The organism is Spirosoma taeanense (genome assembly GCF_013127955.1).
In the GTDB taxonomy this organism is placed as follows: domain Bacteria; phylum Bacteroidota; class Bacteroidia; order Cytophagales; family Spirosomataceae; genus Spirosoma; species Spirosoma taeanense.
The window spans coordinates 5,435,001-5,447,964 of sequence record NZ_CP053435.1 but is presented as its reverse complement, the minus strand read 5'-3'; the positions used below and the strand labels follow the sequence as shown (position 1 = coordinate 5,447,964).

11 protein-coding genes (1 of these 11 running past the window's edge) are annotated in these 12,964 nt (G+C 51.4%); 5 read left to right on the top strand and 6 right to left on the bottom strand.

Annotated elements, in window-relative coordinates:
• Nucleotides 1-5: 5 nt before the first annotated feature.
• Complete coding sequence (locus HNV11_RS22620; protein ID WP_171741826.1) at nt 6-278, bottom strand: hypothetical protein; 273 nt, start codon at nt 276-278, stop codon at nt 6-8.
• Nucleotides 279-354: 76 nt separating this feature from the next.
• Complete coding sequence (locus HNV11_RS22615) at nt 355-1,632, bottom strand: DUF349 domain-containing protein (RefSeq protein WP_171741825.1); 1,278 nt, start codon at nt 1,630-1,632, stop codon at nt 355-357.
• 75 nt (nt 1,633-1,707) lie between these two features.
• Here HNV11_RS22615 and ettA point away from each other — a divergent pair, with 75 nt between their 5' ends.
• Nucleotides 1,708-3,375, top strand: a complete 1,668-nt coding sequence (gene ettA / locus HNV11_RS22610; protein ID WP_171741824.1) for an energy-dependent translational throttle protein EttA — start codon at nt 1,708-1,710, stop codon at nt 3,373-3,375.
• A 49-nt stretch (nt 3,376-3,424) separates the two neighbouring features.
• Here ettA and HNV11_RS22605 read toward each other — a convergent pair whose 3' ends face one another.
• Nucleotides 3,425-4,039: a Uma2 family endonuclease gene (locus HNV11_RS22605; protein WP_171741823.1), complete on the bottom strand. Its 615-nt coding sequence runs from the start codon at nt 4,037-4,039 to the stop codon at nt 3,425-3,427.
• Nucleotides 4,040-4,078: 39 nt separating this feature from the next.
• On the opposite strand from HNV11_RS22605, the gene HNV11_RS22600 reads away from it, so the two are divergent.
• Entirely contained in the window at nt 4,079-4,900 is an 822-nt protein-coding gene (locus HNV11_RS22600) for an aminotransferase class IV (protein WP_171741822.1), read from the top strand.
• A 36-nt stretch (nt 4,901-4,936) separates the two neighbouring features.
• Here HNV11_RS22600 and HNV11_RS22595 read toward each other — a convergent pair whose 3' ends face one another.
• Complete coding sequence (locus HNV11_RS22595; protein ID WP_171741821.1) at nt 4,937-5,452, bottom strand: KdsC family phosphatase; 516 nt, start codon at nt 5,450-5,452, stop codon at nt 4,937-4,939.
• A gap of 48 nt (nt 5,453-5,500) precedes the next feature.
• Between HNV11_RS22595 and HNV11_RS22590 the strand changes: the two genes are divergently transcribed.
• The 3 genes from HNV11_RS22590 (at nt 5,501) to HNV11_RS22580 (ending at nt 8,898) form a co-directional block, all read left to right on the top strand.
• A complete protein-coding gene (locus HNV11_RS22590; protein ID WP_171741820.1) occupies nt 5,501-6,892 on the top strand; it encodes a methyltransferase RsmF C-terminal domain-like protein in 1,392 nt (463 codons plus the stop codon).
• Nucleotides 6,889-7,926, top strand: coding sequence for an alpha/beta hydrolase (locus tag HNV11_RS22585; RefSeq protein ID WP_171741819.1), 1,038 nt, complete (start codon nt 6,889-6,891; stop codon nt 7,924-7,926). Before HNV11_RS22590 ends, HNV11_RS22585 begins: the two co-directional genes overlap by 4 nt.
• Nucleotides 7,927-8,082: 156 nt before the next feature.
• Complete coding sequence (locus HNV11_RS22580) at nt 8,083-8,898, top strand: enoyl-ACP reductase FabI (RefSeq protein ID WP_171741818.1); 816 nt, start codon at nt 8,083-8,085, stop codon at nt 8,896-8,898.
• A 91-nt stretch (nt 8,899-8,989) separates the two neighbouring features.
• Here HNV11_RS22580 and HNV11_RS22575 read toward each other — a convergent pair whose 3' ends face one another.
• Nucleotides 8,990-10,009, bottom strand: a complete 1,020-nt coding sequence (locus HNV11_RS22575) for an alkaline phosphatase D family protein (protein ID WP_171741817.1) — start codon at nt 10,007-10,009, stop codon at nt 8,990-8,992.
• Between the two features lie 79 nt (nt 10,010-10,088).
• A protein-coding gene (locus HNV11_RS22570) for an AAA family ATPase (RefSeq protein WP_171741816.1) crosses the window boundary here: on the bottom strand, nt 10,089-12,964 show its 3' portion. Its footprint extends 202 nt past the window's final position; the window shows 2,876 of its 3,078 coding nt (coding positions 203-3,078); its start codon lies beyond the right edge, outside the window; it ends in the stop codon at nt 10,089-10,091.

Genomic DNA, 12,964 nt, shown 5'->3' with positions numbered 1-12,964 from the left:
GTTTATTAACAGCTACACGAATAATCATCGTAGCCGGGATAGCGTGGGGATAAATGGCCGTCAATTCGAATAACCCGGTCAAGTGGAATCTGCTCGCCCGTAGCCAGCTCCAGATACTCGATACCATCTGTTTCATGGATGGCTTTGGTCATTGCATTAGTACGGATAAACTCGCGTAGCTCGGTAAAATAGTCGAGCCGTACATACTTATTCAGCGGGATCAACGCCCGGAACTCGGCGTCGGTTGAAGGGGCGGATTGATTCGTTATCGTTTCCATACCAGAAGAACAAAGCCTATAAACGAAACGTGCCCCAACTTCAGGTCGGAGCACGTTTCGTTTGATATAGGGTAGTTTAGTAGCCAACCATTTCCAGTTGCTTCTGAAACTCACGCAGGATGGTTTCTTTCATCGCAATCTTACGCTTCTGCGTATTAATTTTGTTCAACACCTGCTTGTCGGCATCGTTATTTGGGTCGAGACCATCAGCGTCCTGAAGCGCAAACTGAAGGTCGCTTTTTTCCCGCTTGACGAGGTATTCCATTTCGCGAATCTTCGTCCGAATCTGTTCAGCCTTACTCTTCAGTTCAAAAGCCGGGTATTTGCGGGCCAGCACCCGGTGCAGGTAACTCAACTCAAAAATCTTATCGCAGGCTGCCCGGAACCGCTCGTTCAGAACTTTATCCTGCATTTTGAACGGAACCCGAATTTCCTTCCAGCTATTTAGCAAAACCTTTGCCCGCTCAGCAGCTGCGAAAATGTCTGACTGTTTAGATAACTTCTCGGCTTCGTCGGCCATTTTCATCTGCGCTTCAATGCGCGGGTCCACCTTCTTCTCAATCACAATGCCTTTGGCGTCATTGTATTTGGTATAGAACATGGTTGTGGCCTTCTTGAACTGCTTATACAACTTGCCGCTTTTCTTGATCGGTACCTCACCAACTTGTTTCCAGGCATTGTTGAGCCGCCGAACCTCCTGAAAAGCCGCATCCAGGTCGCCCAGGCGGTTAGCCCGAAACGCCAGCCGAATCAGTTCGTCGTATTTATCCAGTCGTTCCTGAATAACCTTGTTCTGCTCGTTGAAAAACTCCCGCCGACGCTGGAAGAAGCCATCCAGTAATTCTTGAAAACGACCTTCTACTTCAGTCTCAACCGACTTATCGACGGGACCGGTTTTGATCCATTTCGTTTTGATCTCCTGCAGGGCGTCGGCTGTTGGGCGCCAGTCGGTGCTGTCTACAATGGCTTCCGCTTCGGCAATCAGGGCCCGTTTGATCTCAAGGTTTTTAAGCTGGTTGACCGTGATGAGATCGGCCAGCAGTTTTTCCTGAGCATCCAGGCGTTCGAGTAGGGGAGGGAAGTCGCCGAGGGCATCGAAGCCGAGCAGCTTTTTTCGAAGCTGAACCAGTTTTGTTAGGTACGAGCCTTTGTTCTGAGCTTCTGCAATGTCTTTCTCTAACTGACTGACTTTGTTCTCGGCAATAATGAAGCGATTTTTAAAATAATCGAGCGCTTCCTGCTCTGTACGTTTGACTTCGCCGATCTGGCGGTCTTCATAATTCAGGTAGCCTTTTAAAAATACCTTTCCGTCTTTGACGTAACCGTATTCATCTACCAGTGAAGCGTTTTCCATTACTATACTTGGTTAAGGCTGCGCTGTGGGTTAAATTTGAGGGTAATTGCCAAACCACAAATCTATTAGAATTTAATGAGTCAGGAAACCATAATTTTCTCTATGGCGGGCGTGAGTAAAAATATTCCGCCCAACCGACAAATCCTAAAGAACATCTACCTTTCCTTTTTTTACGGTGCCAAAATCGGCGTTTTGGGACTGAATGGTTCGGGGAAATCGACCTTACTGCGCATCATTGCGGGCCTTGATAAAGGCTACACAGGTGAGGTGGTTTTCTCGCCGGGCTACTCGGTTGGTATGCTCCAGCAGGAGCCTCAGTTCACGCCTGGCAAGACCGTCAGAGAGGTTGTGGAAGAAGGTGTTCAGGAAGTGGTAAACCTGCTCAAAGAGTTTGACGAAATTAACGAAGCCTTTGGTGATCCCGACGCTGATTTTGATAAACTGATTGCCCGACAGGGTGAAGTACAGGAAAAACTCGATCATCATAATGCCTGGGAACTCGACCAAAAACTTGAACGGGCGATGAACGCCCTGCGCTGCCCCCCGCCCGATGCCCTGATTGATAATCTGTCCGGTGGAGAGAAACGGCGCGTGGCCTTGTGTCGCCTGTTACTGCAGCAGCCCGACGTGTTGCTGCTCGATGAGCCCACCAACCACCTCGACGCGGAATCGGTGTTGTGGCTGGAAGAACACCTCCGGCAGTATAAAGGAACAGTTATCGCCGTAACCCACGATCGCTATTTCCTGGATAACGTAGCGGGCTGGATTCTGGAACTCGACCGGGGCGAAGGTATTCCCTGGAAAGGGAATTACTCATCCTGGCTCGATCAGAAGCAGCAGCGCTTAGCTAAAGAAGAAAAGTCGGAGTCGAAACGGCAGAAGACGCTTCAGCGCGAGTTGGAGTGGGTACGGATGGCACCCAAAGCCCGGCAGGCCAAATCCAAAGCCCGACTGGGTGCTTACGAACGACTGCTGGATGAAGATAACCGCCAGAAAGAAGAACGGCTGGAAATCTTCATCCCGTCGGGACCGCGCCTGGGCGCAAAAGTTATTGAGGCCGAAGACGTCGCAAAAGCCTTCGGCGACCGGCTGCTGTTCGAACACCTGAACTTCCGGCTACCCCAGGGCGGCATTGTCGGTATTATTGGTCCGAACGGAGCCGGTAAAACCACACTGTTTAAGCTGATTACCGGCCGCGAGAAACCCGAGGCCGGTACGTTTGCTGTCGGCGAAACGGTAAAAATAGCCTACGTTGACCAGGAACACGATGGACTCGACCCCAATAAAACCGTCTACGAAACCATCGCAGGCGGTAACGAGTGGATTATGCTGGGGGGCAAACAGTCGAACGCGCGCGCATACGTAAGCCGCTTCAACTTCGCCGGAGCCGATCAGGAAAAGAAAATCGGTACGCTGTCGGGCGGGGAACGTAACCGCGTCCACCTGGCCATGATTCTGAAAGAAGGTGCCAATCTGCTGCTCCTGGACGAACCGACCAACGACCTTGACGTAAATACGCTACGGGCGCTGGAAGAAGGTCTGGAAAACTTCGCCGGCTGCGCCGTGGTCATTAGCCACGACCGCTGGTTCCTGGACCGTATCGCCACGCATATTCTGGCCTTTGAAGGCGACTCGCAGGTGTACTGGTTTGAAGGTAACTTCTCCGAATACGAAGAGAACCGACGTAAACGCCTGGGCACCGACGCTACTCCTACGAGGATTAAGTATAAGAAGCTGGTATAATAAAAAAGCCGAACCTACAGGTTCGGCTTTTTTATTATACCGGATTACTTCATATCACTCCCTTCGACCGCAGCAACATATTTAACTCAAAATTACAACCCGGCAATACCTCAACGGAGTCATCCCAATCGGTTAAAATCCAGCGTTCGTTAGGTTGAGCGATGAGCGTTCGTTGAGTTTTGGTTAATATCCAGAGGACTTTCTGAACGCCAAAATCGAGCAGCTTCTGTGTCTTATCATAGACGTATTCCGTCTCAGTGACATTAGCGGGTAGGTCAATCTTTACGTCCACCTCAATGACAATGCGGGGCGGCACCGAAAAGTATTTGTCGTCTAAAGGCGTTGACAGACTTGCTTGATCAAAGACGGCAATATCGTTGGAGAGATTGTTGCCAGGCCCCATGTGGAGACCCGGTTCGTTGGTAGCAATCAGGTAATCCTCGAACGGTAAGTATTTGTACAGGATGTGGATCAGCAATGAGACAACCGCCGACTGCAGGGCACTGGCACCCATAATTTCTTCTTTGGTTTTTTGACGCGATAATACCGCCCGGTGACCCCTATAATAGTAAGGTACACCGTCAATCTCTTCGTAAATCAGCGAAGCAGGAACTTTACGGGTTGTCAGCGAATTCCGCGCTGTTGTCCGGGGTGTTACGCTCATTTGCTGTACTTTTGTTTCTGATAAAGATAAGCCTTTTTCATGCATTACGGTTATTTTAATGGCACTATTGCCCCCACCGATCAACTCGCTGTTGGTACTACTGACCTCGGTTTGTTGCGCGGATACGGTTTGTTTGATTACTTCCTGACCTACAACGGGCGGCCGTTTCAATGGGATTGGTATTGGGAACGGTTTCAAAATTCGGCCCAGCGCATGCACCTGCCGCTGCCCCTGGGTAAAGAGGAAACGTATGCTGTCGTCATGGATCTGATTGAACGCGGGGGCGGTGCAGACACGGCGTTCCGGTTCGTCATGACGGGCGGCTACTCGCCCGATAGTATTAGTATTGATCGGCCGAACCTGCTTATTCTGACCGAAGAAATCCATCCGGTACCGCCCGTTCAGTATGAGAAAGGTATCAAGGTTATTCTCGACGATTACGTTCGGGATATGGCCGAAGTAAAAAGTACCGATTATAAACGGGTTATTCTGATGGCGGAGGCCATCCGGGGCGCCGGCGCATCGGACCTGCTGTACCAGAAGCGAGGTGAAATCAGCGAACTGAGCCGGAGTAACTTTTTTATCATAAAGGGCGAACGTCTCATAACGCCCAACCGGCATATTTTGCACGGGATTACGCGCCGGACAGTAATGCAATTGGCGCAGAGCGACTTCCGCGTTGAGGAGCGCCCGGTATTACTCTCCGAACTTTACGATGTCGAGGAGGCTTTCACGACCAGCTCTACGAAGAAAGTGCTGCCCATCACGCAGATTGGCGAATTGACCATCGGTGATGGGCACGTAGGCCCGAAGTCAAAATTCCTATTGGAGCGGTTCAACGAGCTGGTTAAAAACTGGTGAGCCGTAGGTTGTCCGATCATGGCTGGTTGCCGCTGCTCAGGTAACCGGCCATTTACTCTGAGCCTTCAGGACGTGTTCAATTACCTCCCGAACCGCTCCGCGTCCGGCTGGTTTTACCGAGACATAATCGCAGATCGCTTTTATTTCCTCAACGGCGTCGGTTGGACAGGCTTTCAAAACCTTTGGCCGACTCAGAATCGGGTAGTCCGGTAGGTCATCGCCCATGTATAAAACTTCGGTTTCGTTCAGGCTGTCGCGCGTAAGGTAGCCCAGGTAGGCGTTTAACTTCTGGTCAGACGGGCCGCCCATAAATACGTCTTTGACCTTGAGAACGTTGAGCCACCGGCGGATACCTTCGGAGTTGGCAACTGAAACAATTCCTACCCGAAACCCGGCCTGCAACGCCCGTTCAATAGCGTAGCTATCCTTAATATCGAAGGTTCGGTACTGTTCGCCCGTATCCAGTAAATGAACATCGCCGTTCGTTAAAACCCCATCTATATCAAAAATGAATGTCTTGATCTGCCTGAATCGCTCCTGTAAATCGGTCATGACGTAAGTTTAGCGCAAATAGGACTGACTGTTCTGTATTTTTGTTCAATGAATAGCCTCACTTCATCCGAAGCTGAATTGCCGCCCGCGTTTCAGGAACAGATGCAACAGCAGTTAGGTCCCGAATTTTCGGTCTTTGCTGCCGCACTTACGCAGGATACGCCCGTAAGCATCCGGGTAAACCCAGAAAAAAACGCCATGGCTACAACCGGACTAGAGCCGGTTCCTTGGTGCGCAGAAGGGTTTTATTTACCTGAACGCCCCAGTTTTACGCTCGATCCGCTGTTTCAGGCTGGTGCATATTACGTACAGGAAGCCTCGTCGATGCTTCTGAACGAAGCGCTTCGGCAAACAGCTAATCTGAACCGGCCCCTGCGGGTTCTGGATTTATGCGGGGCACCGGGTGGCAAAAGTACGCTCCTCGCTTCGGCTCTGTCGCGCGATAGTTTGCTGGTTTGCAACGAGGTCATCCGCAGTCGGGTGTCGGTGTTACGCGAGAATCTGGACAAGTGGGGTTTTCCAAATGTAGTTGTCAGCAATCATGATCCGGAGGACATGAGTAATCTGGCTGGCTTCTTTGACGTGGTGGTGGTTGATGCACCCTGCTCGGGCGAGGGGCTGTTTCGTAAAGATCCCGATGCTATGCAGGAATGGTCACCGGCTAACGTGCAGCTTTGCTCCGCTCGTCAGAAACGGATTCTGGCCGCAGCCGCACCCCTTCTCGATGAAGGCGGTTTGCTCATCTACAGCACCTGTACGTATAACGATGCCGAGAATCGGGATAATCTTCAGTTCCTTTCCCAGAACGGCTTCCGCAGCCGGCCGCTCGATTTGCCGACTGACTGGAATATTGTGGAGAAGGCCGTAGACAATGCGGTTGGCTATCAATGTTATCCGCACCGGGTTCGGGGCGAAGGGTTTTTTATCAGTGTGTTTCAAAAAACAGCGTTCACCGCTTCGGTAAAGCTGGATGCACGAACCTTCCGAACCATCCGCGCACTTCGACCTAGGGAGACGGCGTCAGCGGCCAGATGGCTGCAACAGCCGGGCGATTTTTCGTTCTGGGAAAAACCCAATGGCGACGTAATGGCGCTGTCTAAAGCATTGGAAAAGCAGTTTCTTTTTCTGGACAGCGCCCTGCGTAACAAAGGATTCGGGCTGGAAATGGGGCAGTTTAAAGGGCACGATTTTATTCCCTCTCATCCGCTGGCGCTCAGCACAGCCATTAATCAGCAGCTACCCGGCATCGCACTAAGTAGAGAAAACGCGCTCCGGTTTTTTAAGAAAGAGAACCTCGTCCTGGATCAACCCGTAAATGGCTGGTTACTGGCGCAATACAACGGCCTGAATCTGGGCTGGGTAAAAGGCGTTGGCAATCGGGTGAATAACTACCTGCCCAAGGACTGGCGTATCCGCATGGATATTAAAGAATACGTATGAAACGGCTATTGACCATTATCGGCCTGCTGCTGGCGTTGATCGTCGTCGGGTATCTGCTTGGGCCATCGGTACAGTCCGGTCCAATCAAACCGGAATATATCAGGCTCGATGCTGACCTGGTTAAATTGGAGCAAAGCATTCAGGCATCTGAAGCAAAGGCAAACCTGCGTCCCGACAACGAAGCGCGGATTATCTGGGCCGATAGCACCCGAAAAGTTAAAACGCCGTACAGCATCGTCTATATTCCCGGTTTTACGGCGAGTTGGGCCGAAGGTGATCCGATCCATAAGCAGTTGGCTAAACAGTTTGGCTGTAATCTTTACCTGAGCCGTACGTATGAGCACGGAGTTAACTCACCCGACGCACTTAAGGGCTTGACGCCGTCCACCTACGCGGGTTCGGCCGAGCGGGCGCTGGCTATTGGTAAAGCGCTGGGCGATAAAGTCGTCGTAATTGGTACGTCGGCGGGGGGAATGCTAACACTTTATCTAGCGGCCCGCCACCCAGAAATTCATGGCCTGATCTTGTATTCACCCTGTATCGCGGCTACCAACCCGGCACTCAAGCTCGTAACTAAACCCTGGGGGCAACAGCTACTTGAACGGGTTTTCGGGGGCGAACACGTAACGGTTACGCATTATGGTCCTAAACGCGGGCGTTACTGGCTGACCGAATACCACACCAATGGGTTGATTGCGCTCCAGACGATGCTTGATCAGTACATGACCACAGAGGAGTTTCAGAAGGTGAAGCAGCCTGTATTCATGGGGTACTATTACAAGGACGAAGACAATCAGGATAAAGTTGTTTCGGTAGCGGCTATGCTGAATATGTTTGATCAGTTGGGCACCCCCGCTGCGTTGAAAGAAAAGAAAGCCTTTCCCAACGCCGGCGAACACGTAATTGCGTCGCACTTTACGTCGGACGATCTGAATGGCGTTTATCAGGCGACGAAAGCATTCATGACTAATGTATTGAAACTGCCGCCAGCCCCAGCCACGATGCCGCTTGTGGCCATCCGGCCAAAAAAATAAGCTAACTTTGACCGTTTAATTGGTTTGGTTGTTTAACTGTCTGTTTGTTCGCACGTTGCGGCCTCGCCAGGCTAAAAACAATCAACCAACCGCCATAGCCAATACTGCAACTGCGAGCCGTGCTGGGCGGAACTGTCGATAACCAAATCTAACACAATGGCTTACGGATTACTGAACGGTAAACGCGGCATCATATCAGGTGCCCTTGACGAGAAATCAATCGCCTGGAAAGTCGCTCTGAAGGCGAAAGAAGAAGGCGCGACCTTTACGCTGACCAACGCGCCGATTGCGATGCGCATGGGGGCAATTAAACAGTTGGCTGAGCAGTGTGAAGCCGAGATTATTCCAGCCGACGCTACGTCGGTCGAGGATCTGGAAAACCTGTTTACCAAATCGCAGGAGGTGCTGGGCGGCAAAGTGGACTTTGTGCTGCATAGCATCGGCATGAGCCCTAATATTCGGAAAGGCAAATCCTATACCGACCTGAACTACGACTGGTACAAGCAGAGCATTGATATTTCGGCAATGTCGTTCCACAAAATGATGCAGACGGCCTATAAACTCGACGCCATCAATGAGTGGGGCTCGATTGTGGCCCTGACCTACATGGCGGCTCAGCGGACGTTTTCGTTCTACGGCGACATGGCCGATGCTAAAGCCGCCTTGGAGTCGATTGCCCGCAGCTTCGGCTACCACTACGGTAAATTCCGGAATGTACGCGTCAACACCGTATCGCAGTCACCCACGCCTACGACGGCTGGTGGCGGCATCGGCGGTTTCGAACAGTTCTATGATTATGCCGAGAAAATGGCCCCGCTGGGCAACGCAACGGCCGATCAATGCGCCGACTACGTCGTTACGCTATTTTCGGACTTGACCCGCATGGTTACGATGCAGAACCTCTTCCACGATGGCGGCTTCTCGATGACCGGTGTGTCGGAAGATGTTATGGCGTTGATTAACAAATCCTAACGGAACCAGTAAATAACATGAGACGGGGCGTCGTACGTATAGCAGCTATACGTAAGACGCCCCGTCTCGCTTGGGCCAATGCAGGAAAGGTTTAAAACTTGATCTCCTGCGTTAGGTAAGTCGCCTGATTATCACCGTTTATCCGAACGGTAGCCCGCAGCGGTTTGGCATTCCAGTCAATTGTAATCAGACCATAGTTGAGTTTTGACACCATATCGCCAACGCGGTGACGGTTGGCTTCCTCGTGCGGAGCCGAAACATGAGTCAGGCCGCTGCTGGTAATATCATACAGAGCGTAACTCAGGCCCGGCACCTGCACCCGCGAGACTTCGGCCATATGCCGGTCGCCACTGATGAATAAAGCGCCTTTAGGTTTTGTTTTGCTCAGTAGGTCCAGCAGTCGCTGGCGGGCAGTCGGGAAATTGGCCCATTTCTCATAAACATGTTCTTCGGGCAACACCTGAATGCCGCTGCCAATAATGTGTACGTCAGCATCGGAGTTGGTCAGTTGTCGCTCAAGCCATTGCCACTGCGCTTCGCCCAGCATATCGCCCGAAGGGTCTGGTACGTTCGCCTTACCATCTTTCTTCAGCGGGTCGCGAAAATAGCGGCCGTCCAACAGAATTACTTTCACGCGTTTGCCCTTGGGTCCATATACGTGTGCCGAGTAAGCGCCTTCCTGTTTACGTAACGGACTGTTTTCCGGAACATCCAGAAAGTTCAGCATGAGTTGCTGGCTATCCTTCCGGCGGGGATACTCTTTGCCGCCGTCATTTACGCCGTAATCATGGTCGTCCCATACGCCAATGACCGACGCCGATTGGCGCAGTTGCTGGTACACCGGATTTGACTTCTGACGGTTATACTTGGCCGTGAGTGTATCCATGATCTCCGAGTCGCCGTAAATATTATCGCCGAGCCATATCCAGACGTCTGGCTTCTGCGCTACAATGTCGTCCCATAACGGTTGCGGTCGTTTCTGGTCGCTACAGGAGCCAAAAGCAATCGTCGAGACAGAATTCTGCTGAGAAGCAGCCGAGCCCGGCTGTGAATTGCGGCAACCAGCTAACAATACACACCCAAGCAAGCTAAGTGAAAGCAAAGATTTCATTTGAGCAAGTTCAATTTTTGGGCTAAAGGTAAGTCGACCGCTTTGTTTGCCGACAGAATTCAAAATTTGTTAACAGTGATTAAAGTTCTACTACAGCCACCCGGCTGTTGCCATCGTTCCCTTTTTCAACCTGAAGCTGAACGCTGATCCGTTCTTTTATTTCCTGACGGTGCGAGATGATACCAATCGTTTTATGGCTGTCCTGCTGTAGCTTTTCCAGCATGACGATGGCTGTATCGAGCGCATCGGGATCAAGTGTGCCAAAGCCTTCATCCACAAACAAGCTATCGATCTGCACATTTTGAGAGGCCAGGTCCGATAACGCAAGCGCTAATCCTAGGCTGAGCGTAAACGTTTCTCCGCCCGACAAACTGGTTACGGTCCGCTCGGCATTACCCTGGTACTGATCCAGAACGTAAAGCTCATCCTGCCCGTCGCGGGGCTTTAATAACAGGTAGCGATCCGATAAATCACGAAGGCGTCGGTTAGCCAGGCCGATTAACTGCGCCAGTGTTAAGCTTTGGGCAAATCGACTGTACTCATCCCCTTTTGCGCTACCGATAAGCCGGTTCAATTCACGCCAGGGCATAGCCTCGGCTTCCAGTTTCGCCAGTTCTTTTGCCAGCTTCGCCTGTCGCTTACGGTCGCGGTCGTTCGCACTAAGCTGAGCCTTTACGTTGCCTAACTGTTCCATTCGCTGCCGTTGCTCTTTCTCCAGGTCTTTGACCTGTTGCCGAACTGACTCTCCGGTTAAGTCAGTTTGTCGCTTTTCTATAGCCTCTTTTCGCTTAGAGGTTGCCTGATCCCGGCGCGATGAGATACTAAGCGCTTCATCGCTGAGCGTTTTCTGAATCTCCTGGTATTGACGTAGAGTCGGTGTATCAAGCAGACAGGCGCGGGCGGAATCTATATCGCTCAGGCCCCGCTCGACCAGGACAGGCAAGAGCTGGCTCGTTAGCATATTGATCTGCTGATCGGCATCGGCTAACGCTTTATTAGCATGTTCAGCTAACCCTCGCTGCGAGGCCAGTTCACCCTTGACGGTATTGAATCGCTCGGTAAGCTCGTTACAACGGCCCTGAATGTCATCGCTGGCGAATAGACGTTCTTTCTCGCTGATAATTTGCTGCAGCGCAGCCGAACTTTCCCGGACAATCTGCAGGTCGTCAGCTAAACGACGTAATGCCTTCTCTTCTTCCCAGAGGGATTGTAATATCACTAACTCGCCACGCTGTACTTCGGCCAGTTTCTGGGTGTCGCGTAACGATTCTAATTCCAGAGTCGGGTCTAAAGCCAGTTCGGTTAACTGCTCGCTAATCGTCGTTTTGCCCGAAGCGAACACCTTTCGCAGTTGAATGCGTTGCTGGTCAAGGCTTTGCTCATCGGCTTCTGCCTTAATGATACTATCATGCAGAGTATCGTGCTCCTGTTTCTTATTACTTAAGTCCTCCGTTACCAACCGAAGCTTGACTTCCAGCGTACCGGCCTGCTGCACATAGTGCTGAACGTAAGGATGATCGAGCGAACCACATAGCGGACAGGGTTCGCCAGCTACAAGCCCTTCCCGAAGCTTTTCGAGATTAGCCTCCTGAGCCAATCGGAATTTTTGTTGCTCCAGGTCTTTTCGTGACTTATCGAGGAGGTCAAGTTTCTGGGCAAGCTGCTCCAGTAAGGGTTTGTTAATTTTCAGAAAATCACGCTTTTCATTAATCTGCGCTTTCAGGTTCATTCCCTCAATCAGTCGCTGCTGTTGCTGTTCCTGAAGCTGAATTAACGCGGAGAGCTGTTTTTCCTGCTCAACATAACGACCGATCTCCTCCTGCAACCGCTCGGGCGTCATCATTGGGTAATCGTTCTCCAACTGAACCAGTCGCACACCAGTTTCTTTACATCTACTCGTTACCTGTAGCGTTACCTGCTCAAGATCATTCAGGTCCAGCGTGCGAAACCAGGGCTGCGACGCCGTTGTCAGCGTATGCTGAATGGATTGATAAGGTTTAGCCGCCCGTTCCTGCTCGTGTTCGATCTGCCGCGTAAGCGCAAGAACTTTATCCCGAAATGCATTAAGATCGGCATCGAACGACTGCTCAGTAACGGATGGCTGCTGGGTCAGTTCCCGCACCTCATCAATAAGGGCGGTTAATCGGATTTGCAGTTCCGTAACGGCCCCCTCGGCAAGCTCTCGATCACGTAGAGCCTGGCTTCTGTTTGATTCTGCATTCGCCAGGTCCGCAAACGCTGTGGCTAAATCCGCTACCTGTTCGTGCCGGGTTAACCGCTCGGCGCTCGGCGCAAAAGCTTGCTGGCGCGTATCCAGACTTAGTTGTTGACGTTCCAGCTTTGCCAACTCTTCGTCGGCCGCCGTAACAGCATCCACCAGCGTTACCTCATGGCGATAAAACTGTACGTCTTTTTCAAGATCGCCAAGCCGCGTTTCAATATCTTTCTGCTCGGCATTCAGCTCCGCAACCCGTTCGTCTGATAGAAAGTCGATGAGGGTAACTTCGCGCTGTTTATCCTTAATTCGCTCATCATAGCCTTTGTTCTGCTGGTGCGCCCCCTGACTAAGCCGTCGGTAAATGTCGGTGCCGGTTATTTGTTCCAGCAGCTTACTCCGATCGCCCGAGGACGCTTTTAGAAATTTGTCGAAGGCCCCCTGCGCCAGGACCATCGACCGGATGAACTGTTCATACGTCAGGCCGATTTTTTCAGTATTCAGCGAAGGAACATCACGTTTCTTGTTAGAAAGCAGATTGCCGTCGGGCAACTGGGCAACTTCCATATCATAGTCGTTCCAATTGCCGTTACGGTTCTTTTCAATGGACCAGCGCGACCGGTAAGCTTGTCCTTTTAACTCATACTCAACTTCAGCATAGGCCTCGGTCTTGGGTTCGTTAGCGGCCCGTTGATTGATGATTAAACCCTCTGCTACGATTTTATCCCGGGAAAGGCCAC

What these genes read in the sequence shown, in the direction of transcription:
- HNV11_RS22620 (WP_171741826.1), bottom strand. Translation starts at nt 278, where the DNA reads ATGGAAACGATAACGAATCAATCCGCCCCTTCAACCGACGCCGAGTTC.
- HNV11_RS22595 (WP_171741821.1), bottom strand. Translation starts at nt 5,452, where the DNA reads ATGACCGATTTACAGGAGCGATTCAGGCAGATCAAGACATTCATTTTT.
- HNV11_RS22600 (WP_171741822.1), top strand. Translation starts at nt 4,079, where the DNA reads ATGCATTACGGTTATTTTAATGGCACTATTGCCCCCACCGATCAACTC.
- HNV11_RS22605 (WP_171741823.1), bottom strand. Translation starts at nt 4,039, where the DNA reads ATGAGCGTAACACCCCGGACAACAGCGCGGAATTCGCTGACAACCCGT.
- ettA (WP_171741824.1), top strand. Translation starts at nt 1,708, where the DNA reads ATGAGTCAGGAAACCATAATTTTCTCTATGGCGGGCGTGAGTAAAAAT.
- HNV11_RS22585 (WP_171741819.1), top strand. Translation starts at nt 6,889, where the DNA reads ATGAAACGGCTATTGACCATTATCGGCCTGCTGCTGGCGTTGATCGTC.
- HNV11_RS22615 (WP_171741825.1), bottom strand. Translation starts at nt 1,632, where the DNA reads ATGGAAAACGCTTCACTGGTAGATGAATACGGTTACGTCAAAGACGGA.
- HNV11_RS22580 (WP_171741818.1), top strand. Translation starts at nt 8,083, where the DNA reads ATGGCTTACGGATTACTGAACGGTAAACGCGGCATCATATCAGGTGCC.
- HNV11_RS22575 (WP_171741817.1), bottom strand. Translation starts at nt 10,009, where the DNA reads ATGAAATCTTTGCTTTCACTTAGCTTGCTTGGGTGTGTATTGTTAGCT.
- HNV11_RS22590 (WP_171741820.1), top strand. Translation starts at nt 5,501, where the DNA reads ATGAATAGCCTCACTTCATCCGAAGCTGAATTGCCGCCCGCGTTTCAG.